Genomic DNA, 25,686 nt, shown 5'->3' with positions numbered 1-25,686 from the left:
CTGCGGCAGATGTCGCGGCCGGAGCGAGACGGACGCGGAGGGCCGGACAGCACCGACGAACCACGCCCGGGGGCGGCCCGGGCGTCACAAGGCGATGACGTGGAGGTCGACCAGGTCGAGCAGCGCCCGCAGGGCCGAGCTGGGCCGCCGGGTCGACGACGTGCCGAGATGCATGCTCCAGCGGAGCATGGTGTCGTGGACGCCCAGCACGTGCAGGCCGGGGGTGCGGGCAACGGCGAACGCGGGCAGGAAGGCGATGCCCAGACCATGCCGGACCAGTGCCGCCCCCATGTCGATGTCGGGCACTTCCAGTGCCACCCGGCGTACGACGCCCGCCGCCGCGAACGCCCGATCGACCACCTCGCGGTTGCCGTAGCCCGGCGGGAAGTCCACGAAGGGCTCCCCCGCGAGGTCCGCAAGTGCCACCTCCCCCCGCTGCGCGAGCGGATGGGCGGCGCTCACCACCAGGACGAGCGGCACGGTGGCCAGCTCCCGTGCGTCGATCCCGGCGGGCTTGTGCTCGGGCAGCGACAGGAAGGCCACGTCCAGGTCCCCGCGGAGCAGCGCGTGCGCCAGTCCGGCCGAGCCGGTCGTCGCGAGCCGCAGCCGGACGTCGATCGCCGGATGCCGCGCGTGCAGCTGCCCGAGGAGCGCGGGCAGGTCCACCACCTCGACCGAGGCCATGGCGCCCACGTTCACCGTGCCGCGCAGCGTGTCCTGTGCGGCGCGCACGGCGTCCTGGGCCGCCTGGGCGGCGTGCAGGGTGGCCCGAGCCTCCGGCAGCAGCGCCGCGCCCGCCCCGGTGAGCCGGACCTGCTGCGACGTGCGCTCGAACAGCGCGCAGCCGAGCTCGCGCTCCAGGGAGCGGATCGCGGCGGACACCCCGGACTGCACCACGTGCAGCCGACGGGCGGCACGCGTGAAACTCAGCTCCTCGGCGACCGCGATGAAGTGCTCCAGCTGACGTAGCTCCACACGAGAAGTATCACTCGCATTGCTCGAGCCCAGCAAAAACATTCGTTGGCATTGATCCTGGCTGGTGAGGAGGATGGAAAGCGCCATCCGATTCCGCCCGAGGAGGGGTACCCCTGCCTGCCGTTCCGACGCCGCTGAGCCGTCCCACAGCCGACACTCCCGGCGACCCGACCCACCGGATCCCAGCACCCGCTCCCGCCGACCTGCCGCCCCGCGCCCCCGCCCGGCGCCGTGCCTCGCACGCGACCGGCTTCTGGCTCGTGGCGGTGGCCTTCACCGTGCTGATGGCCTTCGGCACCGCGCCGACCCCGCTGTGGCCGCTGTACGAGGCCCGGGACCACTTCGGCGCGACCACGGTCACGGTGGCGTACGCCTCTATGGTCGTGGGCGCAGCGGCCGCCTTCCTCGGACTGGGACACCTGTCGGACCGGCTCGGCCGGCGGCGGATCATCGTCCCGGCGCTGCTGGTCGGCATCGTCGCGTCGGTCGTACTGATCGTGTGGCGGGACCTGCCGGGGCTGATCGCGGGCAGGATCCTGAACGGTGTCGGACTGGGGCTGATGGCCTCGACCGCGACGACGTACCTGCACGACCTCCACCACGAGGCCCGTCCGGAACGGACGGGTTCGGTGCTGCCCGGCATCGTGGCCACCGCCGCCAACCTCGGCGGCCTGGCCTCAGGGCCCCTGGTCGCCGGAGCCGCCGCCGAGTGGCTTCCCACGCCCCTGATCACCACCCAGGCGATCTTCACGCTCGCCATGGCAGTGTGCCTGGCGCTGGTGCTGTGCACCCCGGAGACCGTGGACCTTGAGCTGCCCGCGGCCCAACCGCCCCGCAGGTTCGTCCTGCGCCCCGGCGGCCGGCGGACGTTCGGCGCGGCCGGCGCGCTGGGCGCCTTCGCCTTCGCGATCCTCGGCCTGATCTCCTCCCTCGGGGCGAGCGTGCTCCACGGCACCCTGCACACCGACTCGCACCTCGTGGTCGGCTTGGCGGCCTTCCTCATGTTCGGTTCCGCGGCGGCCGCCCAGCTGGTGCTGGGACGCCTCCCACTGCCCCGGGTCCTGACCGTGGGGGCAGTGGTCTTCCCGGTCGGCCTGATCCTGTGCGCCGTCGCCCTCTACCATCCGGCGCTCTGGCTCTACCTGGTCGCCGTGTCCCTGTCGGGAGCCGGCTCCGGGCTGCTGTTCAAGGGAGGCGTCGAACGTGCCGGTTCGGTGGCCGAGCCCGCCTCACGCGCGGGGGTCCTCGCCGTGTTCTTCGTCGTCGCGTACCTCGGAATGGGCCTGCCCTCCGTCCTGTTCAGCATCGCCCTGCGGCACTTCGCCGTGCAGACCGCGATGATCGGCTTCGCGACGGTCCTCTCCTGCGGCGCCGTTGTGTCGGTGGCCGTCGCGTCGCGGGATCGCGCACCCGGTCCCGGCGAGCTGTCGGCGCAGTCCGCTCGCCCCTCCTGACCTCCCTGTGGCGCATGCGACACGGCTGTCTGGGAGGCGCGGACCTGGGCACCCGGTGCGGGTGCGCGTGACAAGGACCGCGGCGGACGGGAGGCCCGAGATGTCTGCGGAATCGGCCAGAACGGTCGCGCTCCCCTCCGGTGAGGAGATCGCGGCGCTCGGGCAGGGCACCTGGTACCTGGGCGAGGACCCGGCCCGGCGTGAACAGGAGATCGCCGCGCTGCGGCTGGGCGTGGACCTGGGCATGACCGTCGTCGACACGGCGGAGATGTACGGCGACGGCGCAGCCGAGGAGCTCGTCGGGGAGGCCCTCCGGGGACGCCGGGAGGAGGTCTTCCTCGTCAGCAAGGTGCTGCCCGGCCACGCCGACCGGAAAGGCACCGTCGCCGCCTGCGAGGGCAGCCTGCGGCGGCTCCGTGCGGAACGGCTGGACCTCTACCTGCTGCACTGGCGGGGACGGTGGCCACTCGAGGAGACCCTTGCGGGATTCACCGACCTGATGGAGGCGGAGAAGATCCGTTACCGGGGGGTGAGCAATCTGGACGTCGCCGACATGGTCGAGCTGACCACCCTCCCCGGCGGCGACCCCGTGGCCGTCGACCAGGTGCTGTACAACCTCTCCCGGCGCGGCATCGAGTGGGATCTGCTCCCCTGGTGCCGCGAGGCCGAGGTGACGGTCATGGCCTACTCCCCGATCGAACAGGGGCGGCTGCTGAAGGTCGAGGCTCTGGGTGCCGTGGCCCGGGCCCTTGGAGCCACGCCGACCCAGGTGGCACTCGCCTGGATGCTGGAACAGGGGGTGGCCGCGATCCCGCGTTCCGGATCACCCGACCACGTTCGGGAGAACCGCGGCGCGGCGGACCTCCACCTTCCTACCGAGGCGCTCGACGCCCTCGACGAGGCGTTCCCGCCGCCCAGCGGGCCCACGCCGCTGGAGATGCTCTGAAGGAGTTGACAGGATGGCGCGCCCCCCGCTCGTCGTCGGAATGGGGGGTTCGCTGCGCACCCCGTCGACCAGCCTCACCGCACTGTGTGTCGCGGTCGAGGGGGCGGCCGGGGCGGGCGCCGACACAGAGGTGATCGACCTCAAGCAGCTGAGTCTTCCGTTCTACACGTCCGAGCACGGGATCCCTCCGTCCGCCCGCCGGCTCGCGGACATCGTGCAGGCCGCCGACGCCCTGCTGTGGAGCAGCCCGACGTACCACGGGTCGGTCAGCGGCGCATACCTCAGCAACAAACCTGTGGGGATGCTGACGACCGCCGGCGGCGTGCAGGGCCTGCAGGCGATCAACGCGATGGAGTTCATCGTGAGGTCGCTGCGCGGCTGGGCCGTGCCGCTGGTGTTCGCGGTCCCGCGGTCCTCCCGGGTCTTCGACGGCGACGGACGCCTCACTGACCAGGCGGTCGCGGACCAATTGCGCGGCCTCGGCGCGGAGGTGACCAGGGCGGCCCTGCAGTTCCGGGCGGAAGGCACGTGCGACTACGCGCAGGAGCGGCCGTCCGGGGCCATCCTGGACTGAGCCCGGCCCTTTCACGCAGGGGGCGCCGGGGTCGCTTCCTCAGCGCCCGGTCCGCTCCACGGGCCGCCGGTGCTCGCCGCGCGCCCCAAAGCGCCCGGGCGGGAAGTGCGGCAGCACGTGGTCGGCCAGTTCGTCGATCACTTCGGCGACCGGACGGCGGCTGTGCTTGAAGTTGATCATCAGCTGGTCGATGCCGATGTCCTGCCAGGCCCGCATCATCGCCAGGAACGACACCCGGCCCACCGAGAAGCCCTGGTGGATGCGCCGGGGCAGGGCCAGCGGGTCCTCGGCCAGATCCAGATAGGTGGCCTGCGCGTACGGCTTGAACCCACCGCCATCGCCCCGGGTCAGCTCCCGCCACCGCTCGATGTTCTCGGCCTGTTGCTGGAGCGGCGGGGTGTAGTACAGCCAGCCGTCCGTGTTGTCGGCGATCCACCGGAGGTCCTGCCTGCCGCGTCCCGTCATCAGTACGGGGATCCGCCGGTACGCCGGCTTGGGCAGCAGATCGGTGCCGCGCATCCGGCCGAGCGGCGACTCCACGTGCGGGAAACGGTGCTCGAGGACGACACGGAAGTACTCCAGCGACTGCCGGAACCTCTCGGCCCGGCCGCCCAGGTCCTGACCGAAGGCCGGGAACTCCACGGGCCGGTCACCGGTGGCCACCCCGAGCAGGAGCCGTCCGCCTGACAGCTGGTCCACCGAGGCGGCCGCCTTGGCGGTGTGCAATGGATGCCGCAGCGGCATGACGATGCTGGCGGTCCCCAGTGTGATCGAGGTGGTGCGGGCACTGAGCTGCCCCAGGTACACCCACGGGTCGAAGACCTGCCCGGCGTCCCCGAAGCTCGGGTCCAGCAGCGGCACGTCACGGACCCACACCGAGGCGAAGCCGGCCCGCTCGGCCTGCTGGATCCGTTCGATGTGCCCGGCCAGGGACGGCACGGGCCCTTCGAAGCCCTCCAGGGGCGTGATGGCGCCAACAGTCATCCTGCCGCCGGGATACGCCCTGGCCATGGCCGCGTGCTCGGAGAACGGCCGCTGCGCCCCGCCTTCGACGTCCACGGGTCCGCCGGCTGAAGGAACTGTCGATTGTGTCATGCGATCCTCCGGCGATTTCATGCCGAGTCCGGGCGCATCAGACGCGTGCTGAGGTTGCGCAACCGGAGGTCCTCAGGGGTCCTGGGAAAGCACGGCGAGGTGGTGCGCCGGTGACCGTCCCCCCGGAGCTGCCAGTCGGAGATGACCCGCACGTCGCGGAAGAACAGCCCCTGCGGTACCTCGGCCTCCATGTCGTCCGAGGTGCCCGAGACGCAGAACGTCCGCCCCTCGACCAGTGTGAAGGTGGCCGCCGTGAGCGTGAGTACGGCCGGTTCAGTCTCCTCGATGGTGGCGCCGACCTCGTCGGTCATGGCTCCTTCTAGCCCGGGGCGCCGACGAGAGCCTCGGAGTCCCGGGGCAACTGGGATATCACGTGGCGGAACTCGCCATCACTGACCGCGTCCCTCAGGGTGGTCAGCTCCGCCCGTACGCCCTCGCGGGCCTCGTCCGGGCTCACCCCTGCTCGTCTGCTCACCCGATTGATGAACTCGTCGAGTCCGAAGGGCTCGGCCTCCGGAGTGGGAGAGACCAGCGGTTCCTTCAGCGGCTTGGGCAGTTCGGACGCGAGGTCCTCCGCCTCACCCCTGGTGAGCCGCTCGGCCAGGGTTTCCAGGGTGGCGCGGGTGAGGGGCTCCGCCTTCTCCGGGGGGACGGGGGCGCGCCGGGTGATGGTGTCGAGGAAGGTGTTGTAGTCCATGAGCCGTTCCCTTTCTGAAGCTTTGCAACCGCCTGACGTGGGACCTGAGACAGTCACCGAAGGGTGCGGTGCGTGTGGGGGTGGCGGGCTGATACGCCTCATGGTGCATGCGCCTCAGCAGAGGCCATTTCCATGCTCCGGATGTGGGCCACACCCTGCCTGCTCCCGACGGGCGGAAAAGCGGCGGGCCCCATGGACCTCCGAGCACAAGTGCAGACGGCCTCCGCCACGACAAGGGGGACACCGCCGCCGGTCTGCCGGATGTGCGTCAGGGCGCCGTGTCTGTGGGGCACGGCCGCTGATCTGGTGTGTTGCTGGCTTGTTGAGGGGCGGAGTGATGCCGCTCGTCGGGGCGCCCCGACACAGTCCCGCTGCCCCGAGGTGGTCATGTCGTCCGGTCAGCGGCTCTCCTTCGAGGGGCTGCAACGCCGCGCAGCTTCCTGCGGAGGGACGGCGGAACGGCTGGCCGGGGGATGCCTGCGCATTTCACGCTGCTCTGCCAGGGTAGGAGGGGGTGTTCTTTTTCGGCCTGGGGTGCGGAGGCGCTCAGCAGGGGGCTCTGCGAATCTCGACCGGTAACAGCCGATGGCGGCGCTGGCGGGAGCGAAGGACGCCGTCCGGTTCCCGGTGAGGAGGCGAGAGGCATGGCCGTGATGGGTGTGTCGAAGTTCGAGAGGTTCTTCCGCGCCGCCGCAGGCCTCGACGTGGACAAGAACGACCTGAAGCGGTACGGCGACTTCGTCGACGCCAAGCTCTACGACCTCCTGGTCGTCGGCCAGGCGTCGGCCAAGGCCAACGGCCGGGATACCGTCGAACCGTGGGACCTGCCGATCACCAAGGGCCTCCAGGAGAGCATCCACCGGTTCCGGCGGCTCGACGAGGAGGTCGAGCTGAAGCCGATCCTGGAACAGCTCGCCGCGCACCCTCCCCTCGACAGGACACCCACCCAGGAGACCGAAGAGCGCTACCCCGAGATCGTCGACGGTCTCAGCGTCGCCCTCGCCGAGACGTTCAAAATCATGTATCCGGATGTCAAGAACCCGCAGACCAGCCACTGGGACGGCGTGACCGCGGTGTTCGACCGGCTGCTGTAGCAGTCGCGCCCCGGTGCATGTCATCGATCCGAACCGACATGCCGGGCGGCGGCCGGAAGGTGGAGACGGGAGCCTTCATCGAGGCCCGGTCGCGCCGCAGATGCTCGAGGATTCGCGTTTGCCCTTTCAGCGCGGCTGCACTTCGACGCCCGCGACGACGGCTGGTCCGAAGTCGTCCTCCACCCGGACGGCAGCTCCGGCTGATCGCGCGCACATACACGCTCGGGGCATCCTCGGCCGCCCCCCCCCGCAGTCCCCGGTCCGGAAAAGGGATCCGGACGGGCCCTGCCGGGTGTCCCTGCCGCTCGCGTCGTACAACCAGCGACTCGTGAAGGGAGCCGTACCATGACACAGGAACTGCGGGGGATGCGGGTGGCGATTCTGGCCGCCGACGGCGTCGAGCGCGTGGAACTCGACCAGCCGCGCGGTGCGCTGCACGGCGCAGGGGCGAAGACCGAGATCCTCTCGCTCCATCCCGGCGAGATCCAGGCCCGCCAGTTCGACCTCAACGCGGCAGGAACCTTCCCCGTGGACCGCCTGGTCGCCGACGCCTCCGTCGACGACTACCACGCCCTGCTCCTGCCCGGCGGCACCATGAACCCCGACCAACTGCGCATGGACCGCGACGCGGTGAAGTTCGTCAGGGACTTCATGGCCAGCGGGAAACCGGTCGCGTCGATCTGCCACGGCCCGTGGACCCTGGCGGAAGCCGACACCGTGCGCGGCCGCCGCCTGACGTCCTGGCCCAGCATCCGCACCGACCTGCGCAACGCCGGCGCGGAGGTCGTCGTCGACCAGGAGGTGGTCGTCGACGGGCAGCTGGTCACCAGCCGCGGTCCAGCCGACCTGCCTGCCTTCTGCGCGGCCGTCGTGGAGCAGTTCGCCCGGGCGCACCACCCCATGCCCGGCTGACCCGGCGGCCTGGTCGCAGGCGGTGGGAGCAGGCGGTGCACGGTGGAGAGCGGGCTCGCTGGGCCCGCTCTCCACCCCACGGGCCGGTCAGCCGGGGCGCTCGCCTCCCGTACGGCCGCCGGGCCGTAGCGTCGCGCAGCCGCGTCGAATGTCGCCACGCCCAGGGACAGGATCGCCGCGGCGCGCCGTACCGGCCTGGAGAGGGGGAAGGAGTCCTGCGTCCCGGGTGGGAACCAGGACGACACCGCCCGGCGCAGATGGCCCCGGGAGGATATCCGGCGCGGGTACGGCCCGAGGGCAGCGACCTGCACAGGGCAGACCGAGGATCTCGCGCTCGTCCGCGCCGTCGAAGGTGTGTGGCACAGTGCCGTCAGCCCATGAGGTGCGCCCCGAGCGGGGCGGCCGTCCGGGTGGGGCCGTGCCGCTGCTCGTCCGTGGGCACGGTGGTGTCTCAGGTGCCGCCCGCCTCCTGAGCGTCGAAGCGGGGGAGAAGTCCCTTGCGTCGGAACATCCGTGAGCCCCGCTGCCTCATGCCGGGCCGAACCCTGAGGTACCCCGCCGCGAGCCACGAGCCCGGATCGTCGTCCCGCCTCCTGTCCTCGCAGACCGACCTCCGGTGCCACTTTTCGACCCGCTGGGCGCAGGCGGGGTGACCGGGCGAACAGCCATTCTGGGGCCTGTCGGGACCGCTCGGCGGTCCGTCGGCGGAAGGAGTGGCCATGACCGAGCAGGCCCGCAGGGCCGTTGCCTCGTACTCGACTTACCAGGAAGCCGAACGTGCCGTCGATCACCTCGCCGACCAGGGCTTTCCCGTTGAGAAGGTGGCGATCATCGGTCGGGACATGCGTCTGGTCGAACAGGTGATCGGTCGAATGGGGTACGGCGAGGCCGCCCTCCACGGCGCAGCCACCGGGGCGCTGCCCGGCGTACTCGTCGGCTGGATCTTCGGGCTGCTGAACTGGCTGAATCCGGTCGTCTCGGGTCTGCTCCTCGCGCTGTACGGGCTGATCTTCGGAGCGGTCGTCGGTGCGCTGCTCGGCATGCTGTTGCACGCGGCCCAGGGCGGCCGCCGGAACTTCGCCTCGGTCCGCTCGATGGAGCCCAGCCGGTACGACGTCGTGGTGGACGAGGACGTCGCCGATGAGGCCGTCCGGCTGGTCGCCGGGCTGGACAGCAGGGCCGGCGCGATCACGGAGAGCGTCTCCTCCGGGGGCCGGCGCCCGCGCAGCGACGCCGCCCCCAGCTGAACGAGTTTCGAAGCCGGGCGGACAGGGCCCGGAGGATGAACGGTCGCCGACGGACGTCGACCGCCGCGGAAGGAGTTCCTCATGGCCAAGGCAGTGGGCATCGACCTGGGCACCACCAACTCGGTGATCGCCGTGTGGGAGGGCGGCGAGCCGACCGTCGTGCCCAACAGCGAGGGCAACCGGACCACGCCGTCCGTGGTGGCCTTCACCGACACAGGCGAGCGGCTGGTGGGCCAGCTGGCCCGCCGCCAGGCGATCCTCAATCCCAAGGGCACCATCTACTCGGCCAAGCGGTTCATCGGCCGGCACTTCGACGAGATCCCCGACGAGGCCAAGGCCGTCGCCTACGACGTCGTCCCGGGAGACAACGGCGAGGCGCGCTTCAAGGTGCGGGACAAGCTGTACGCGCCCGAGGAGATCAGCGCCCTGGTGCTGCGCAAACTCGCCGACGACGCCTCCAAGCAGCTGGGGGAACGGGTCACGGAGGCGGTCATCACGGTGCCCGCCTACTTCAACGACGCCCAGCGCACCGCGACCCGTGACGCCGGACGGATCGCGGGACTGGAAGTGCTGCGGATCATCAACGAGCCGACGGCGGCCGCCCTCGCGTACGGCATGGACAAGAAGCAGCACGAGACCGTCCTCGTCTTCGACCTGGGCGGCGGCACCTTCGACGTGAGCATCCTCGATGTCGGCGACGGCGTGGTCGAGGTGCGTTCCACGGCGGGTGACAGCCATCTGGGCGGTGACGACTTCGACCGGCGTCTGGTCGACTACCTCGCGGACGACTTCCAGAAGGAGAACGGCATCGACCTGCGCAAGGACCCGCAGGCCCTGCAACGCCTGTTCGAGGCGGCGGAGAAGGCCAAGACCGAGCTCAGCTCCGTCACCCAGACCCAGGTCAGCCTGCCGTTCATCACCGCCGACGCCTCCGGGCCGAAGCATCTCACCGACTCGATCATGCGGTCCACGTTCGAGCAGATCACCGGCGACCTGGTGGAGCGTTGCCTCGGTCCGGTCCAGCAGGCCATGGCCGACGCCAAGGTCGGCGAGAGCGACATCGACGAGGTCATCCTCGTCGGCGGTTCCACCCGCATCCCCGCCGTCCAGGCACTGGTGCGCCGACTGACCGGCGGCAAGGAACCCAACATGAGCGTGAACCCCGATGAGGTCGTGGCCCTGGGCGCCGCGATCCAGGCCGGGGTGCTCAAGGGCGAGGTCAAGGACGTCCTGCTGCTCGACGTCACCCCCCTGTCGCTGGGCGTGGAGACGCGCGGCGGAGTGATGACGAAGATCATCGAGCGGAACACCACCATCCCGGTGCGCCGCAGCGAGACCTTCTCCACCGCCGAGGACAACCAGCCGGCCGTCGACATCGTCGTCCTCCAGGGCGAGCGCGAGCGGGCCGCCGACAACCGGGTCCTCGGCCGGTTCCAGCTCACCGACATCCGGCCGGCGCCGCGGGGCGAACCGCAGATCGAGGTCACCTTCGACATCGACGCCAACGGCATCCTCAACGTCAGCGCGCGCGACAAGGACACCGGCAAGGAACAGGGCATCACCATCAGCGAGAGCTCCAACCTGGACCGGAGCGAGGTCGAACGCATGGTCCAGGAGGCCGAAAGCAACCGGGGCCAGGACCAGGCACTCCGCGAGGCCGTCGACGCCCGCAACGAACTCGACGCGATCGCCTACCAGGTCGAAAAGCGTCTGAACGAACTGGCCGACGCCGCGCCCGCGCACGAAAAGGCGCGAGCCGAGATGCTGGTGGCAGAGGCCCGCGACGCGGTCAAGAACGAGGCCGGAGTGGACAAGGTCAGGCCGCTGATCTCCGAACTCCAGCAGGTCTACGCCGGGCTCGCCGCCCACCAGGCCGAAGCCGCGGCGGCGAGTGGTCCGTCGGACACCACCGGGCCGGACGGCTCCGGGCAGGGCGGTGCCGGCGCCGACGAAGACGTGATCGACGCCGAGTTCGACAAGGGCTGAGGTACCCGCCATGCCGATCCCTCCCCAGGACCGATCGTCCGACCGACCGCCCGAAGGCGCCGCGCAACCGCGGCAGGGCCACCTGCCCGAGCCCGCGCCGCCGACCACGGAGGCCGAACCGGGGCCCGACGCGGCCACCGGTCCGGCCGGGGTCGAGGACGAGTACACGGCCGCGCTGAAAGAGGTCGAGGACCGCTGGCGGCGTGCTCTCGCCGATCTGGACAACCTGCGCAAGCGACATGCCAGGGAACTGGACCGGGAGCGCGCGGTCGAACGCGCCCGCACGGCGGCGGCCTTCCTTCCCGTCATCGACAACCTCGAACTGGCCCTGAACCACGCGGGCTCCGACCCCGGGGCGATCGTCGAGGGGGTTCGCGCCGTGCGCGACCAGGCCGTGTCCATCCTTGAACGCCTTGGTTACGAGCGTCACGCCGAGACCGGCGTCCCGTTCGACCCCTCCCGGCACGAGGTCGTCGGCGTGGTCCAGGACCCCGACGCCGAACCGAACACCGTGGCGCAGGTGCTGCGCCCCGGCTACGGCGAGGCCGAGCGGCAGCTGAGGCCGGCCGCCGTGACCGTCGCCAAGCGGGAGTGAGCGGCCATGGCACGCGACTTCTACGAGGTTCTCGGGGTCCCGCGAGACGCCGACAAGGACGAGATCCAGCGGGTGTATCGCAAGCTGGCCCGCAGGTACCACCCAGACGTCAACAAGGACCCCGCGGCGGAGGAGCGGTTCAAGGAGATCAACGAGGCCTTCAGTGTCCTGTCCGATCCCGACCAGCGGGCCCGTTACGACCGCTTCGGCGAGGACTTCCGGAAGGTTCCCGAGGACTGGGAGGAGCGGGTCGGTGCCGGCGCGGGACCCGGCGGCGGCTTTCGCTGGTCCACCGGGGGCGGCCCCCGGGTCCGGTACGCCACCAGCGGCTTCGGCGCGGAGGGCGTCGACGTCGAGGACCTGTTCGGCTCGTTCTTCGGGGGCGCCGGACGGGTGCGTGTCCCCGGAGCCGACCAGGAGGCCGAACTGCCGCTCACCGTCGAGGAGGCCTACCGGGGAGGTCATCGCACCGTCACGCTCGCCGGTCCCACAGGGCAGCCGCGGCGATACGAGGTCGACGTGCCACCGGGTGTCACCGACGGGCAGCGTATCCGGCTGGCGGGCGAGGGCGGCCGGGGCAGCGGTGACGCCCCCGCGGGGGACCTGTACCTGCGGGTGCGGATCCAGCCGCACCCCCAGTTCCGCCTCGACGGCCGGGACGTGTACGTGGAGCTTCCGGTCACACCCTGGGAGGCCGCGCTGGGCGCGACGGTCCCGGTGCCCACGCCGAGCGGGGCTGCGGCGAAGGTGAGCGTGCCCGCGGGCTCGTCCAGCGGCCGGCGGCTGCGGCTGCGCGGTGAGGGAATGCCCAACCCGCGCGGCACGAACGGCAACCTCTACGCCGAGCTCCGGATCATGGTGCCGTCCAGGCTCAGCGACCGGGAGCGCGCACTCTTCGAGGAGCTCGCCGCCGTCTCCTCGTTCGACCCCAGGAGTACACGATGAGTGACCCACGCGCCCGGGCGCGCCAGGCGTCTCGGCCGACAGCTCCCGCGCCGGCACGCGTCCGGTACGCGATCGTGCCGGTGCCCAGGCTCTCTCTGCAGACCGTGGCCCGCCGCTCCGGCGTCCATCCCGACCTCGTCCGCCGGTTCGTCGCTCTGGGCCTGGTCGAGGCCGAGCGCGACGCCTCCGGAGGGCTGGTGTTCGAACCCACGGCACCGGCCGTCCTCGCCCGCGTCCAGCGGCTGCGCACCGGGCTGTGCCTCAACTACACATCCATCGGCCTGGTGCTCGACCTGCTGGACCGCATCAGCATGCTCGAAGCCGCCCTGCGCCGCGCCGGTACGAGGAGTGAAACACCCCCATGGACATGAACCGTCTCACGCAGAAGTCCCAGGAAGCCCTCCAGGAGGCCCAGAGCGCGGCCGTCGGCATGGGGCAGACCGAGGTCGACGGGGAACACCTGCTGCTCGCGCTTCTCGATCAGGAGGACGGTCTGATCCCACGGTTGCTGCAACAGCTCGGCGCCGAGCCGAAGGAGCTGCGCGCGGCCGTGCGCGAGGAACTCTCCCGCCGCCCGAAGGTCACCGGTCCCGGCGCGGCACCCGGCCAGGTCTTCGTCACTCAGCGCCTGTCCCGCCTGCTCGATGCCGCCGAGCGGGAGGCCAAACGCCTCAAGGACGAGTACGTGTCCGTGGAGCACCTCCTGCTCGCCCTGGCCGAGGAGGGCTCGGCGACCGCCGCCGGACGCCTGCTCAAGGAGCACGGCGTGACCCGGGATTCGTTCCTGAGCGCGCTCACCCAGATCCGCGGCAACCAGCGCGTCACCTCCGCCAACCCCGAAGTGGCCTACGAGGCTCTGGAGAAGTACGGCCGCGACCTGGTCCTCGAGGCGCGGTCCGGGCGGCTGGACCCGGTCATCGGCCGTGATGCGGAGATCCGCCGCGTAACCCAGATCCTCAGCCGCAAGACCAAGAACAACCCCGTCCTCATCGGCGATCCCGGCGTCGGCAAGACCGCCATCGTCGAGGGCCTGGCCCAGCGCATCGTTCGCGGCGACGTCCCCGAGGGCCTGCGCGACAAGACGGTGTTCGCTCTCGACATGGGGTCCCTGGTCGCCGGCGCCAAGTACCGCGGCGAGTTCGAGGAACGCCTCAAGGCCGTCCTGGCCGAGGTGAAGGCCGCCCAGGGGCGCATCCTGCTCTTCGTCGACGAACTGCACACCGTCGTCGGCGCGGGCGCCGCCGAAGGGGCCATGGACGCGGGCAACATGCTCAAGCCGATGCTCGCCCGCGGTGAACTCCACATGATCGGCGCCACCACCCTCGACGAGTACCGCAAGCACATCGAGAAGGACGCCGCCCTCGAACGCCGCTTCCAGCAGGTCCTGGTCGACGAGCCGAGCGTGGAGGACACCATCTCCATCCTGCGCGGACTGCGCGAACGCCTCGAGGTCTTCCACGGCGTGAAGATCCAGGACACCGCGCTGGTCTCCGCGGCCACCCTCAGCCACCGCTACATCACCGATCGATTCCTGCCCGACAAGGCCATCGACCTCGTCGACGAGGCGTGCGCCCGGCTGCGTACCGAGATCGACTCGATGCCCGCCGAACTCGACGAGATCACCCGCCGCGTCACCCGCCTGGAGATCGAGGAGGCGGCCCTGTCCAAGGAGACCGACGCCGCCAGCAAGACCCGCCTGGAGGAACTGCGCAAGGAACTGGCCGACCTGCGCGGCGAGGCCGACGCCAAACACGCCCAGTGGGAGGCCGAACGGCAGGCCATCCGCCGCGTGCAGGAATTGCGCCAGGAACTGGAGCAGGTCCGCCACGAGGCGGAGGAGGCCGAACGCGCGTACGACCTCAACCGCGCCGCCGAACTCCGCTACGGCCGCCTCCAGGACCTGGAGCGCCGACTGAAGGCCGAGGAGGAGCAACTGGCCGCCAAACAAGGGAAGAACCGGCTGCTGCGCGAGGTCGTCACCGAGGAGGAGATCGCCGAGATCGTCGCCGCCTGGACCGGCATCCCCGTCGCCCGTCTCCAGGAGGGCGAACGCGAGAAGCTGCTGCGCCTCGACGAGATCCTGCGCGAGCGCGTCATCGGCCAGGACGAGGCCGTCAAACTCGTCGCCGACGCCATCATCCGCGCCCGCTCCGGCATCCGCGACCCGCGCCGCCCCATCGGCTCGTTCATCTTCCTCGGCCCCACCGGCGTCGGGAAGACCGAGCTGGCCAAGACCCTCGCGGCGGCCCTGTTCGACTCCGAGGAGAACATGGTCCGCCTCGACATGAGTGAGTACCAGGAGCGGCACACCGTCAGCCGGCTCATGGGCGCACCACCCGGATACGTCGGCTACGAGGAAGGCGGCCAGCTCACCGAGGCCGTACGCCGCAAGCCGTACTCGGTCGTGCTGTTCGACGAGATCGAGAAGGCGCACACCGATGTCTTCAACACCCTGCTGCAGGTCCTCGACGACGGCCGCATCACCGACTCCCAGGGCCGCACCGTCGACTTCCGCAACACCGTGATCATCATGACGTCGAACATCGGCTCCGAGCACCTCCTCGACGGCGCCACCGCCGAGGGCGAGATCAAGCCGGACGCCCGCGCCCTGGTGATGGGCGAACTGCGCGGGCACTTCCGCCCGGAGTTCCTCAACCGCGTCGACGACATCGTGCTGTTCAAGCCGCTCGGCGAGCGGCAGATCGAGCGGATCGTGGAGCTGCAGTTCGACGAGCTGCGCCGCCGACTCGCCGAGCGCCGCATCACCGTCGAACTCACCGAAGCTGCCCGGGAGCTGATCGCCCACCAGGGCTACGACCCGGTGTACGGTGCCCGGCCGCTGCGCCGCTACATCTCCCACGAGGTCGAGACGATGGTCGGGCGCGCCCTGCTGCGCGGTGACGTCCAGGACGGCGCGACGGTCCGCGTCGACGCCGAGGCCGGGGAACTGGTGGTCACCTACGACCAGCCCGAGGACGTGAAGGGAGCGCGGGCGGCATGAGCACGATGCAGGCGACGACCGTCAGATGTCCCCACTGCGGGCGCACCAACCGGGTGCCCGTGGCCGCGGAGGGCCACCCCAAGTGCGGCCACTGCAAGCAGCCCCTACCGTGGATGGTGGACGCGGGCGACGACGACTTCACCGAGGTCGCCGAGCGGGCCGACGTCCCCGTCGTGGTCGACCTGTGGGCCACCTGGTGCGGCCCCTGCCGCATGGTCAGCCCCGCACTGGAGAAGGTCGCCACCGATCTCGCCGGCCGAATCAAACTCGTCAAGGTCGACGTCGACAAGAACCCGCGACTGTCGCAGCGTTTCGGGGTCCAGGCCGTACCGACACTGCTGATCCTCGACCGGGGCGAGACGGTCGCCCGGCAGGCGGGGGCGGCGCCCGCCCCCGCCCTGCGCCAGTGGGTGGAACAGTCGATCACCGCCCGGAAAGGGTGATCCGAATGACCCTGCACGCAGACCCCCACCTCGCGCTTGTCCGGCCGGTCCAGCCGCTGACCCCGGAAGGGTGTCAGGAGTGTCTGATGCTCGGCTCCCCGTGGGTCCACCTGAGGCTCTGCCTGACCTGCGGGCACGTCGGCTGCTGCGACTCCTCGCCGAACAAGCACGCGCGCAGGCACGCAGGTGCCGACGCTCATCCGATCGTGCAGTCGTTCCAGCCCGGCGAGGACTGGCGCTGGTGCTACGTTCACGAGGCGTTCGTCTGATGTCCGGCGACCAGTCGCTGCCGGGCGAGGAACCGGCGCCGGAGGAGGCGGACGAGGCCGCCTTCTGGGAGACCCCGGACATCTACGGCGCGTACCCGCGCCTCACCGAGGACCAGGTAGCACGTCTGGCGGAGCACGGGCGACGCCGGAGCATGGCTCCGAACGACGTGCTGATCCGGGAGGGGGAGCGCTGCGAGACGTTCTTCGTCGTCCTCAGCGGTTCCGTCGCCGTCGTCGAGGACTACGGCACTCCCGAGGAGCACCTGCTGCGCGTGCACGGCCCCGGTCGCTTCATCGGCGAACTCGGCCTGCTGTACGGACAGGTGGCCTTCTACACCGCTGTCGCCAGGGAGCCGGGCGAGGTCCTCGTGGTCTCCTTGGACCAGTTGCGCCACCTGGTGTCCCATGACTCCACCATCGGGGACGTCGTGCTGCGCGCCTGTCTGGGCCGTCGCGCGCTGCTCGTCGGACAGGGCGCCGGCTTCCGCATCGTCGGCTCGCGCTACTCGCCCGACACCAGACGGCTGCGCGAGTTCGCCGTCCGCAACCGGCTGCCGCACCGGTGGATCGACCTGGAGACCGACGAGGAGGCCGAGGAGTTGCTGCGCCGCTTCGGCGTCGGCCCGGAGGAGACACCGCTCGTCATCTGGCGGGACACCACCCTGTTGCGCAACCCCAGCAACGCGGAACTGGCCCGGCTCATCGGCCTGCCGTCACTACCCACCGGAGACCGTCACGGCGACGTCCTCATCGTAGGCTCCGGACCCGCCGGCCTCGCTGCCGCGGTGTACGCCGCCTCCGAGGGCCTGAGCACCACGGTGGTGGAGGCGATGGCCACCGGCGGCCAGGCCGGCACGTCGTCCCGCATCGAGAATCTGCTCGGCTTCCCATCCGGCATCTCCGGCGCCGAACTCACCGAACGCGCCGTGCTCCAGGCCGACAAGTTCGGCGCCAGGATCAGCCTTCCACTGGAGGCGACCGGTCTCCACCCCAAGGACGACGACCACTACGTCGTGGCGTTCGCCGACGGCAGCGAGATCGCCGCCCGCGCCGTCGTCCTGGCCATGGGTGCCCGCTACCGCCGGCTCCAGGTGCCCGGCATCGAACGCCTGGAGGGAACGAGCGTGCACTACTCGGCGACCGTCTACGAGGCCCAGCAGTGCCGCACCGACCCGGTGGCCGTCGTCGGCGGAGGCAACTCGGCGGGCCAGGCGGTGCTGTTCCTCGCCGGGTACGCGCCGAAGGTGCACCTGCTGGTCCGAGGAGCCAGCCTTGAGGCCAACATGTCCCGCTACCTGGTCGACCAGGTCGAGCGCCATCCGCGGGTGGAGGTCAGCCTGCACACCGAGGTCACCGAGGTCATCGGCCAGGAAGTGCTGGAGGAGCTCGACGTGGTCGACAACCGCACGGGCGAGCACCGCCGGCTCGCCGTACGGAGCCTGTTCGTCTTCACCGGCGCCGAACCTCACACCGAGTGGCTCGCCGGCATCATCGCCCTCGACTCCCGCGGCTTCGTCCTCACCGGGCCGGAGGCCCAGGAAGCCTGCGTCTCCCCCGAGGTGTGGCACGGCCGCGGGCGCCCGTGCATGACCCTGGAGGCCAGCCTGCCCGGGGTCTTCGCGGTAGGGGACGTCCGTAGCGGCTCGGTGAAGCGGGTGGCCTCCGCGGCCGGTGAGGGCGCGATGGCCATCCACTTCGTGCACCGGCACCTGGGGCACTCGGCCGCACCCGACACCACGGGCACGTCAGCTGTCGCGGGCCACTCGGACGTCTCCCCACGCACACGTCACAAGGAGTCCGCATGGCTCGCATGACGAATGGCGAACGATGAGATCACGAGAAGGAAGAAGGAGGCGATTGCGATGGCCATGCCCGTCCGCCGCCACCGCGGTGGCGGCCTGCAGGCAAGGCCCGTCTGGGCACCCACTCCTCTCAATCCCCTGGTCGAGTTCGACGAACTGCTCAACCAGATGAGCGGCCTGCTGGAGTCGACGGTGGGCGCGGCACCCGCGGTTGCGTGGACGCCTCTCGCGGACGTGTCGGAGTCCGAGGACGCGTTCCACGTAGAGATCGAACTCCCCGGAGTGAAGAGCAAGGACATTGACGTAGAGGCCAACGGTCCCGAACTCGTGGTCACCGGAGAGATCAAGGAGCGGGAGCGCAAGGGTGTCCTGCGCCGCAGCACCCGCCGCGTCGGAGCCTTCGAGTACCGATTGCGGCTGCCCGGAGAATTGGACACCCACAAGATCAAGGCTGAGATGCAGGACGGAGTGCTCAGCATCACCATCCCCAAGGCCGACGTCGCAAAGCCGCGACACGTCGAGATCACCGAGACGAGGGAAAGTACCGAGAGCAGCGGCTGAGACGCGAGCGCCGCGGTTCCGGGCACCCATCCGGGACCGCGGCCGGGCCGGCCAGGCTCGACACTCCTCACGGCGGCGGAGACGCGCTACGTGGCTCCCCACCGTTCTGACGGTGAGCGAGGTCCTGAGAATCGCCGACCGCACCGCCCGCCGCCGGGAGTAGGAGCCCGCCGTTACCGCCCGGGCAGCACCTTGTACTCGCCGAGGACGGTCGGCACCGCGGGCACCGCAACGACCAGGACGAGGCCGCGGACGTCACCAACGCCGTGCTGGAAGTGCTGGCCCAACGGATCAGCCCGGGAGAAGGACCTCGCATCCCAGCTGCCCGGCCCGCTGGGACAAGACCTGGACCATGCCGCGCCGCAGCAGGCGTGGCCGCACCGGTTGTCGCCGGGCAGTCCCGCGACGACAACCGGGCCTGCGGGCCGTACCTGCCTCGTGCGGCCTCGCGGCTCATTGCCGAACCGTTGGCCCCTCCGGGACGTGGTTCGTGCGTCCGGCCCGCTACCAGCCGGGTGCCACATCCTTCGGCGTTCCAACCTGCGAACGTCCATTCACCTGCCGTTGATCTCGAGAGCGTTCACCAGCCGAGCGCGTCCTCGTCGGCTCGCGCGTCCCAGGCCGGCGTGACCGGGCGCGCTTCGTGGCAGGTGAAGCCGAGTCGGGTCAGTGCCCGGCGGATCTCACCAGTGGTGAAGTCCCGGCGGTTCTGCTTGGTGATCACTTCCCCGACCTGCATCAAGGGGTACACGCGGCGGCCGATGGTCACGGACACGCCGGTGACGGGTTCGGGCGTGATGCCGTTCATGGACTGTTCGACCTCACTCTTGATCAGGTCGAAGGGGAATCTGGCGATGACACAGCGCATGGCTGCCTCCACATGGGTGGGGAAGAACACCGGAGAAGCCGACGGCTCGACGGCGGTCGGACGACGGTCAGGGCGTGAGAGCGAGCACGCCCAGGGCGTAGCCGTGTTCGTCGATCACGGGGGACACGTCCAGCGTCCGGATCCGCATGGCGGCCTCCGCCTCACCGAGTATCGATGAGGAAGAGGTGAACGGCCCGCGGTCGAGTGGGATGTCCCGCAGCCGCGTCCGGTCGCTGTACCACGAGCCGCCGCGGTGTGCGGCGAGCTGGGCCCGGGTGACCAGTCCCGCGCACCGACCGTCCTCGTCCCGGAGGAGCAGATGCGGGACACGCGCACCGATGAGCACGGACAGGGCCACGTCGACCGCCATGTGGTCGTCGACCTGCGGCCCGGGAGCATGCATGGCGTCGCGGGCGGTCAGACCGGTGCCGTCGGCGCTGTCGAGCTGCTGTGTTCGGGGCGGGAACGTCGTCAAGGGCTTCTCCTCTTCGTTGGGGCGGGCAGGACGGGCGACGGCTCGTCCCGGCCGCAGGGAGCGCTTCCCCGGGCTTGAGCTATGGGTTGTTCCTCGGTGCAGGCCGACGGCCCCGGGCGGCGGCCCGGCCTCTTCCGCCACGGCCGGCCCCCTGGCCGCTCCTCCCGCGGTCGGCGGCCCGGCTCCTGTGATGCCGGCCGTCGGATCCCTTGCCCTCGGGGCGTCCTTCGACCGGTGCGGCGAGGACGACGGGCACACCGGAGGGAGCCCGGGCGCCGGTGATGCGTTGCAGTTCGGCCTCGCCCGGGCGGATCCGCACGGTGCGCGGAGCGATTCCGGCGTCACCCATCAGACGGTCCACCGCTCGCCGCTGGTGAGGCAGCACGAGGGTGACGACGGTGCCGGACTCGCCGGCGCGTGCGGTACGGCCGCCGCGGTGGAGGTAGTCCTTGTGGTCGCCGGGAGGGTCTACGTTCACGACGAGGTCGAGGCCCGTGACGTGGATTCCGCGGGCGGCGACGTTGGTGGCCACCAGGACCGTGACGTGGCCGTCCTTGAACTGGGCGAGCGTCCGGTCCCGCTGTGACTGGGACTTGCCGCCGTGCAGGGCCGAGGCTCGTACCCCGACGGACAGCAGGTGCTTGGTGAGCCGGTCCACCGCGTGCTTGGTGTCCAGGAACATGAGCGCGCGTCCGTCGCGGGCGGCGATCTCGGTCGCGGCGGTGTCCTTGTCGGCGTCGCGCACGTGCAGCAGGTGGTGCTCCATGGTGGTGACGGCTCCCGCGGACGGGTCGACCGAGTGGACCACGGGGTCGTGGAGGTAGCGGCGTACCAGGAGGTCGATGTTGTGGTCCAGCGTGGCCGAGAACAGCAACCGCTGGCCGCTCGCGGGAACTTGGTCGAGCAGCGCGGTCACCTGCGGCATGAAACCCATGTCGGCCATCTGGTCGGCCTCGTCCAGCACGGTGACGGCGACCTGGTCCAGCCGGCAGGCACGCCGCTCGATGAGGTCCTTGAGGCGGCCGGGCGTCGCCACGACGACCTCGGCGCCGTCGCGCAGCGCACTCGCCTGGCGGCCTGTCGGCAGGCCTCCCACCACGGTGGCGAGCCGCAGCCGTAGGGCGCGGGCGTAGGGGGCGAGCGCGTCGGTGACCTGCTGGGCCAGTTCCCGGGTGGGGACGAGGACGAGGGCGAGCGGCTGCCGGGGCTGGGCCCGCTGTCCGTCCAGACGGGCCAGTACCGGCAGGCCGAAGGCGAGCGTCTTGCCCGAACCCGTCCGACCTCGGCCCAGGACGTGCCGGCCGGCCAGCGCGTTCGGCAGTGTGGCCGCCTGGATCGGGAAGGGCACGGTCACGCCCTCGGCGCCGAGTGCGGCCAACAGCCTTGCGGGCATGTCCAGTTCGGTGAACGTCTCGACCGCCGGCAGCGGCTCGGTGAGGGTGACCGGCAGGGCGAACTCCTGTCGGCGCGGGGCGGAGCGTGCGCCCTGGCCAGTCTTTCGTCCGGTACCCGGAGGGGGACCCTGGCGGCCCGTCCCCTGCGTACGGAAGCGGCTGCCGGAAGCGGTGCCGGTGTGACGGGGGGTGCGGTTCATGGAAGAACCTTCCTCGATGCGGCGTATCGAGGAATTCCGTCCAGCGGTGATGACCGCACGAGGATTCGCAAGAATGAGCCGAAGAAAAAAGAGCCGGGCCTCGTGGCGCTGGAGCGGGGACGGCCGACGGTCCGGAAAACCCGAAAAACGGGAAAAACAATGAGCTGGGGCCCGTACCCCAAGAGCACGGGCCCCAGCCACATGATGCGCGAACCACTGGCTCGCGACGATTCGCGTCCGCGTCAGGCGGGAACGATGTTCTCGGCCTGCGGGCCCTTCTGGCCCTGCGTGACGTCGAAGCTGACCTTCTGGCCTTCCTGAAGCTCGCGGAAGCCTCCGTTGCTGATGATGTTCGAGTAGTGGGCGAACACGTCAGCGCCGCCGCCCTCCTGCTCGATGAAGCCGAAGCCCTTTTCCGCGTTGAACCACTTCACGGTGCCAGATGCCATATTGAATCTCCCTTGGGGGGCAGTGCCGGACTCCGCACTTTGCGGAGCCGAGTCGCCGCGATGATCACCCCTCCGGAAAGATCCGGAAAGCTCTGCAAAGAAAAAAATCTCTGGCAACCAAAACTGCAACTGCTCTCACGTTAACACAGGCCGGATGGAGACGGTCATGCGTTTTCGGGAGCGTCCGGCAATTATCCTCCTGTGCCGGCGCGTATTTCTGTAGTGGCGGCACTAGGTATCTGCGACGTGCTCGGCCAGCTTCCGACGTATGTCCCGGTTCAGGCGCAGGGCGTCGTCGAGCTGGTCCTCAAGGGAGACGATGCGGCACGCGGCCTCGATGGGGTCTTCACCGACTAACTCCGGCAGGCACGGAGATGTGGGCTCGCCGTGACAGATTTCCACTCTGCCCGCGCGCCGTGCTCAGCACGCGGAGCTGCCCGATTCCGCCGCAAGACCGGCGGCGGACACAAGTGATGCGGCGGCCCGCTCGGTCGCCTCCGGTGGCACGACCAGCAGGTCCCTGCGCCCATGTCCCGGTGCCATCAGAACGACGGTGCCCGACGCGTGTGCCGTGGTGGTCCCGCGCACCCGGACGACCCGGTCGCGGACGAGCATGTGGGCCGGTGCTCCGGTCCACACCGTGCCGTTCACCCGGACACTGAGGATTCGGCCCCAGCCCGGGGGCAGGCCGGAGAGCAGCTGCGGGAGTTCTGCCGGGAGATCAGCGGTGCGCGGCCACCACGCCCCGTCGATACGGCGCGGCAGGGCGCTCTCGGGCGCCAGGTACAGGCGGAGGAGGGGCCGGGCCGGTGGTGGAGGCCGTAGGCGGTCGCTCGTCATGAAGGTGTCCTGTCGAGTGGTTCGGCGCGGTACGTCGTCCTCTGCCGGGTCGGTGTTCCTCGGTGGCAGGGAACGCGTCGGCTCGCTGGTGCGGTCACGCGGGTCGTCGGGGTGGATCCGCTGCGCCGGGGTCGGCCGTTCGTCCCTCCCAGGCGTCCTGCGCGCTGGCGTACGCGGGGAAACGGTCGAGGAGACCGGTGCAGCGGAAGGCCAGGTCCGTCGCGTGACTGCCGTAGACGATGCGCAGCCAGCCGCTCCGGGCGCGGCAGTCGTACCAGGCATCGCACAGTGGCGTCAGGATGCTGCAGTCGGTGAAGACTGCCTCGCTCAGGTCCACGATGAGCAGGAGCCGTCCGGGCCGGGTCGCGCGCGCTTCGGCCAGGGCACGGGCCAGGGGCGCCACGGTCTGCCTGTGCAGTTCGCCGTGTGCGCGGACGATGCGGCATTCCTCGAAGAGTGCGGGCGCTCCACCTTGCGTGGTCAACGGATCGCGGAGGGATGGGGAGCAAGGCGGGACGGCAGTGCCGGCCGTGGGCGCCCCAGGGCCGGCGTGCCTCATTCCGCCTCCCCCGTCGTGGCCCCGAGGCGATCGGTCTCGACGAGGGCCAGCATGCGCGCGGCGGTCAGCGGGTTCTCGGGGTCGGCTGCGGCGGCCAGCAGCCGGGCGGCTGTTCCGGCCGGCTCGTCCGGCGGGACGACCAGGAGCACCCAGCGTCCCACGGAGCCGCAGTCCAGGGAGATGACGTGCGTCTCGCCTCCGGGGCCGGCCGGCTCCACGGCGATCACCCGGCCGGGCGCCATGACGGTGCGCGGGGTGTCGGGCCATTCGGCGGGGTCCACGGTGACCCGTACCGTCGTGTCCGGGTCCGGCTCCAACGAGCTGACGAGCGAGGGAAGTTCGAGCTCCAGCGCATCGCAGTGCGGCCACCAGGCCCCGTCCAGCGGGCCGTGACTGACGTCCGGGGTGAGGGCCAGGCGAGGCGTGGGCATGCGGTACGTGTGCGCGTCGGCCGAGGGCGCGCCTTCGGCCGGTGTTCCGCCGGGTTCCATCGTGCGGTCCCGTCCCGGGAGCCGTCGGACGACTGCCCGTTTCGTCACTCGCCGGGAACGGCACCGCCGGTCGCGCTGCGCGAAAAGCTCTCGGTGCGATCAGGTTACCCCTGGACGAGGGCAACAGGGCCGGGTCAGTCGTCCGTCGGTACCTCCTCCGGCTTCCCCCGATCCTCCTGTTCCTCCTCTGCCTCCTCCAGTTCCTCCATCAGACGGATGCCCTCGTGCGTCAGCGCGACGGTGGCGGGGGTGCGGTGTGATGTCCAGTCCACGCTGATCAGGCCCTCGTCGGCCAGGTAGGCGCAGGCGGCGGAGAGATCCTCGTCGGGGAGGCCCAGTTCGGCGCGCAGCGCCGATCCGTTGACATCGGGGCGGTTGTGCTCGACGGCCCCGTACAGGGATCGCAGGACCGCCTTCCGGTTGTTCTTGCGTTCGCGGAGTTTCGTCATGGCTGTCGTTCTCCGGTTCGACGGCCGCGCGGGGACGAGGCGACGACGGATCCTCGGGCCGCTCGGATCCGGGTCACACCTCGTCGGCGTGTGTCTGTGTCTGCTCTGTCGAGGTGCTGGTCGTGAGCCAGGACTGTGCGGGTTCCGCCGCTTGAGTGGTGTCGAGGGTGATGTGGAGCCGGGTCCCTCCTGCGCGGCCCGCGGGATAGCTGCGCTGCTCGGTCGACGCGAAGCAGCGCCGGAGCACTTCGGCGACGCGCCGGGCGACCTCCGGCGTCGCGGCCACGATGCGGACCTCGGCCTGGCCTTCGGAGGGAAAGGGCTCGTGCTTCATACGGACCTCCTGGCAGGTGAGGGTGCAATTCCGACTGAGGTCGCTGCCCGACGCCCGTCGTCGGTGCGGACTGCGGCGTGTCACCACGGCCACCCCCTTTGATGAAGGGTATGCCGAGCAAGGGAGCGTGCGTGCCACGGCCGACCCCTCGCGGAAGACCGGTGCTCTCCCGGAGCGGGCTGTCGCATTCGTCGGCCGCCGCCGCGCCACCGTGGCGGGACGGGCCGGGAGTACGGTGGAGACACCGAGGGCATGCCGCGCACCGGCTCCGGCACCGGTGCCGCTCTCGGTGATCGACTACGCCGGGTGGGCTCTGGCCCGTGCCCGGGGCAGGGTTCGACCCATGAGCGCGCACATGCTCCTCCCGACGACCTCGAACCTCCCCGCGCCCCGGCCGGCACCGGGCAGGTCGCACACGCGCAGACCGGGCCGACCGATGCGGGAGCAGGGATCCTCGCCGCACGAGGGAGAACGCCTCCGCCCGCTGACGCGCGGCCAGGTCGAGGACCGCCTGCAGGAGCTGGGTGACCTGTACGCGGAGGTCTCCGGCGGCGGCCCCTGGGCGTGGAACGAGGCGCGTGCCGCCTTCCTGCGACACCTCGCGGCCGACGCACGACGACCGGGGTTCTCGCTGCTGATCGCGGAGACCACGGTCCTGACCGGATGCGCCTACGGCTTTCCCGTGGGCGGCGCCGGCCCGTGGTGGGCGGGCTTCGACGGAGACGTTCGGGACAGCCTGCTCCGCCGCGTCGCCCCCGGGCGGCTCTTCGTCGTCTCCGGGATCGTCGTCCCGTCCCGTGTGCGCCGGGAGAACCAGGGCCGTGCCTGGAACCTCGCCCGGCGCCTGCAGCGGCGACTGCTCGCCGACCACGGCGCCGCGCTCGGAGTCACGTTGGTGGAAGCCCGGGACGACGGGATCGTCGAGACGTTGAGGTCCTGGGGGTGGCGCAGTGCCGCAGACGGCACCCTCACGGCCGTACCGCCCGGTTCATGCCGCGTGCTGGTGCTGACTGCGGGGACGTGAGCAGCGC

The 25,686-nt window shown here is 70.8% G+C and carries 29 protein-coding genes and 1 pseudogene; 16 read left to right on the top strand and 14 right to left on the bottom strand.

The features are described from left to right. Positions 1 to 84 precede the first annotated feature (84 nt). Complete coding sequence (locus tag ACFY01_RS02655; protein ID WP_390733792.1) at positions 85 to 975, bottom strand: LysR family transcriptional regulator; 891 nt, start codon at positions 973 to 975, stop codon at positions 85 to 87. A gap of 266 nt (positions 976 to 1,241) precedes the next feature. Here ACFY01_RS02655 and ACFY01_RS02650 point away from each other — a divergent pair, with 266 nt between their 5' ends. The 3 genes from ACFY01_RS02650 to ACFY01_RS02640 all read left to right on the top strand — a co-directional run bounded on the left by ACFY01_RS02650 (position 1,242) and on the right by ACFY01_RS02640 (position 3,949). Then, a complete protein-coding gene (locus ACFY01_RS02650; RefSeq protein WP_390733791.1) occupies positions 1,242 to 2,429 on the top strand; it encodes an MFS transporter in 1,188 nt (395 codons plus the stop codon). Positions 2,430 to 2,529: 100 nt separating this feature from the next. After that, on the top strand, positions 2,530 to 3,375 hold the full coding sequence (locus ACFY01_RS02645; protein ID WP_390733790.1) for an aldo/keto reductase: 846 nt from the start codon (positions 2,530 to 2,532) through the stop codon (positions 3,373 to 3,375). 13 nt (positions 3,376 to 3,388) lie between these two features. Then, a complete protein-coding gene (locus ACFY01_RS02640; RefSeq protein WP_390733789.1) occupies positions 3,389 to 3,949 on the top strand; it encodes an NADPH-dependent FMN reductase in 561 nt (186 codons plus the stop codon). A 39-nt stretch (positions 3,950 to 3,988) separates the two neighbouring features. On the opposite strand, the gene ACFY01_RS02635 is transcribed toward ACFY01_RS02640, so the two are convergent. The 3 genes from ACFY01_RS02635 to ACFY01_RS02625 are packed head-to-tail and all read right to left on the bottom strand — an operon-like array spanning position 3,989 to position 5,741. After that, complete coding sequence (locus tag ACFY01_RS02635) at positions 3,989 to 5,044, bottom strand: LLM class oxidoreductase (RefSeq protein WP_390733788.1); 1,056 nt, start codon at positions 5,042 to 5,044, stop codon at positions 3,989 to 3,991. A 17-nt stretch (positions 5,045 to 5,061) separates the two neighbouring features. After that, complete coding sequence (locus tag ACFY01_RS02630) at positions 5,062 to 5,355, bottom strand: glycogen debranching N-terminal domain-containing protein (protein ID WP_390733787.1); 294 nt, start codon at positions 5,353 to 5,355, stop codon at positions 5,062 to 5,064. Positions 5,356 to 5,363: 8 nt separating this feature from the next. Beyond that, on the bottom strand, positions 5,364 to 5,741 hold the full coding sequence (locus ACFY01_RS02625) for a DUF2267 domain-containing protein (RefSeq protein ID WP_390733786.1): 378 nt from the start codon (positions 5,739 to 5,741) through the stop codon (positions 5,364 to 5,366). A gap of 644 nt (positions 5,742 to 6,385) precedes the next feature. Here ACFY01_RS02625 and ACFY01_RS02620 point away from each other — a divergent pair. The 12 genes from ACFY01_RS02620 (at position 6,386) to ACFY01_RS02565 (ending at position 18,596) form a co-directional block, all read left to right on the top strand. Then, positions 6,386 to 6,835, top strand: a complete 450-nt coding sequence (locus tag ACFY01_RS02620) for a DUF1931 family protein (RefSeq protein WP_390733785.1) — start codon at positions 6,386 to 6,388, stop codon at positions 6,833 to 6,835. Between the two features lie 345 nt (positions 6,836 to 7,180). Next, positions 7,181 to 7,747: a type 1 glutamine amidotransferase domain-containing protein gene (locus ACFY01_RS02615; RefSeq protein ID WP_390733784.1), complete on the top strand. Its 567-nt coding sequence runs from the start codon at positions 7,181 to 7,183 to the stop codon at positions 7,745 to 7,747. Between the two features lie 719 nt (positions 7,748 to 8,466). Then, positions 8,467 to 8,994, top strand: a complete 528-nt coding sequence (locus ACFY01_RS02610; protein WP_390733783.1) for a general stress protein — start codon at positions 8,467 to 8,469, stop codon at positions 8,992 to 8,994. 81 nt (positions 8,995 to 9,075) lie between these two features. Then, a complete protein-coding gene (dnaK, locus tag ACFY01_RS02605) occupies positions 9,076 to 10,980 on the top strand; it encodes a molecular chaperone DnaK (protein WP_390733782.1) in 1,905 nt (634 codons plus the stop codon). A gap of 10 nt (positions 10,981 to 10,990) precedes the next feature. Further along, complete coding sequence (locus tag ACFY01_RS02600; RefSeq protein ID WP_390733781.1) at positions 10,991 to 11,575, top strand: nucleotide exchange factor GrpE; 585 nt, start codon at positions 10,991 to 10,993, stop codon at positions 11,573 to 11,575. Positions 11,576 to 11,581: 6 nt separating this feature from the next. Next, positions 11,582 to 12,520: a DnaJ C-terminal domain-containing protein gene (locus tag ACFY01_RS02595; protein WP_390733780.1), complete on the top strand. Its 939-nt coding sequence runs from the start codon at positions 11,582 to 11,584 to the stop codon at positions 12,518 to 12,520. After that, the gene (locus ACFY01_RS02590; RefSeq protein ID WP_390733779.1) at positions 12,517 to 12,891 is read left to right on the top strand and encodes a chaperone modulator CbpM; all 375 of its coding nucleotides are present in this window, start codon (positions 12,517 to 12,519) and stop codon (positions 12,889 to 12,891) included. Before ACFY01_RS02595 ends, ACFY01_RS02590 begins: the two co-directional genes overlap by 4 nt. Further along, positions 12,882 to 15,521, top strand: a complete 2,640-nt coding sequence (clpB, locus tag ACFY01_RS02585) for an ATP-dependent chaperone ClpB (RefSeq protein WP_390733778.1) — start codon at positions 12,882 to 12,884, stop codon at positions 15,519 to 15,521. The genes ACFY01_RS02590 and clpB overlap by 10 nt, the downstream gene beginning before the upstream one ends. Beyond that, a complete protein-coding gene (gene trxA, locus ACFY01_RS02580) occupies positions 15,518 to 15,964 on the top strand; it encodes a thioredoxin (RefSeq protein WP_390733777.1) in 447 nt (148 codons plus the stop codon). The genes clpB and trxA overlap by 4 nt, the downstream gene beginning before the upstream one ends. Positions 15,965 to 15,969: 5 nt before the next feature. Next, positions 15,970 to 16,233, top strand: coding sequence for a UBP-type zinc finger domain-containing protein (locus ACFY01_RS02575; RefSeq protein WP_390733776.1), 264 nt, complete (start codon positions 15,970 to 15,972; stop codon positions 16,231 to 16,233). Continuing rightward, complete coding sequence (locus ACFY01_RS02570) at positions 16,233 to 18,047, top strand: FAD-dependent oxidoreductase (RefSeq protein ID WP_390733775.1); 1,815 nt, start codon at positions 16,233 to 16,235, stop codon at positions 18,045 to 18,047. The genes ACFY01_RS02575 and ACFY01_RS02570 overlap by 1 nt, the downstream gene beginning before the upstream one ends. A gap of 48 nt (positions 18,048 to 18,095) precedes the next feature. After that, positions 18,096 to 18,596 (top strand): Hsp20/alpha crystallin family protein, encoded by a 501-nt coding sequence (locus tag ACFY01_RS02565; RefSeq protein WP_390733774.1) that lies wholly within the window; start codon positions 18,096 to 18,098, stop codon positions 18,594 to 18,596. 580 nt (positions 18,597 to 19,176) lie between these two features. Here ACFY01_RS02565 and ACFY01_RS02560 read toward each other — a convergent pair. From ACFY01_RS02560 to ACFY01_RS02515, 10 genes and pseudogenes are all read right to left on the bottom strand, one after another. Then, the gene (locus ACFY01_RS02560) at positions 19,177 to 19,464 is read right to left on the bottom strand and encodes an SCO5918 family protein (RefSeq protein ID WP_390733773.1); all 288 of its coding nucleotides are present in this window, start codon (positions 19,462 to 19,464) and stop codon (positions 19,177 to 19,179) included. 67 nt (positions 19,465 to 19,531) lie between these two features. Further along, entirely contained in the window at positions 19,532 to 19,939 is a 408-nt protein-coding gene (locus tag ACFY01_RS02555; protein WP_390733772.1) for a CBS domain-containing protein, read from the bottom strand. A gap of 79 nt (positions 19,940 to 20,018) precedes the next feature. Further along, positions 20,019 to 21,533: a DEAD/DEAH box helicase gene (locus ACFY01_RS02550; protein ID WP_390733771.1), complete on the bottom strand. Its 1,515-nt coding sequence runs from the start codon at positions 21,531 to 21,533 to the stop codon at positions 20,019 to 20,021. Between the two features lie 242 nt (positions 21,534 to 21,775). After that, positions 21,776 to 21,982 carry a cold-shock protein gene (locus ACFY01_RS02545; protein ID WP_020943091.1) on the bottom strand — a complete coding sequence of 69 codons (207 nt, stop codon included), beginning with the start codon at positions 21,980 to 21,982 and terminating at the stop codon, positions 21,776 to 21,778. A 231-nt stretch (positions 21,983 to 22,213) separates the two neighbouring features. After that, a pseudogene (locus ACFY01_RS02540) lies at positions 22,214 to 22,342 on the bottom strand (MerR family transcriptional regulator); the annotation flags it as partial. 60 nt (positions 22,343 to 22,402) lie between these two features. Next, the gene (locus tag ACFY01_RS02535) at positions 22,403 to 22,822 is read right to left on the bottom strand and encodes a DUF5994 family protein (RefSeq protein ID WP_390733770.1); all 420 of its coding nucleotides are present in this window, start codon (positions 22,820 to 22,822) and stop codon (positions 22,403 to 22,405) included. Positions 22,823 to 22,916: 94 nt separating this feature from the next. Then, entirely contained in the window at positions 22,917 to 23,306 is a 390-nt protein-coding gene (locus ACFY01_RS02530; protein ID WP_390733769.1) for an STAS domain-containing protein, read from the bottom strand. 71 nt (positions 23,307 to 23,377) lie between these two features. Further along, a complete protein-coding gene (locus ACFY01_RS02525; RefSeq protein ID WP_390733768.1) occupies positions 23,378 to 23,812 on the bottom strand; it encodes a DUF5994 family protein in 435 nt (144 codons plus the stop codon). Between the two features lie 194 nt (positions 23,813 to 24,006). Further along, positions 24,007 to 24,321, bottom strand: a complete 315-nt coding sequence (locus ACFY01_RS02520; protein ID WP_390733767.1) for a hypothetical protein — start codon at positions 24,319 to 24,321, stop codon at positions 24,007 to 24,009. Between the two features lie 73 nt (positions 24,322 to 24,394). Continuing rightward, the gene (locus ACFY01_RS02515) at positions 24,395 to 24,655 is read right to left on the bottom strand and encodes a hypothetical protein (protein WP_390733766.1); all 261 of its coding nucleotides are present in this window, start codon (positions 24,653 to 24,655) and stop codon (positions 24,395 to 24,397) included. Positions 24,656 to 24,998: 343 nt separating this feature from the next. Here ACFY01_RS02515 and ACFY01_RS02510 point away from each other — a divergent pair, with 343 nt between their 5' ends. Then, on the top strand, positions 24,999 to 25,679 hold the full coding sequence (locus tag ACFY01_RS02510) for a hypothetical protein (protein ID WP_390733765.1): 681 nt from the start codon (positions 24,999 to 25,001) through the stop codon (positions 25,677 to 25,679). The last annotated feature ends 7 nt before the right edge of the window (positions 25,680 to 25,686 follow it).

This window comes from Streptomyces sp. NPDC001480 (genome assembly GCF_042894725.1).
Taxonomy (GTDB): Bacteria; Actinomycetota; Actinomycetes; order Streptomycetales; family Streptomycetaceae; genus Streptomyces.
Note: the sequence above shows the minus strand (reverse complement) of the source record. Positions and strands in the feature narration are given on the sequence as shown.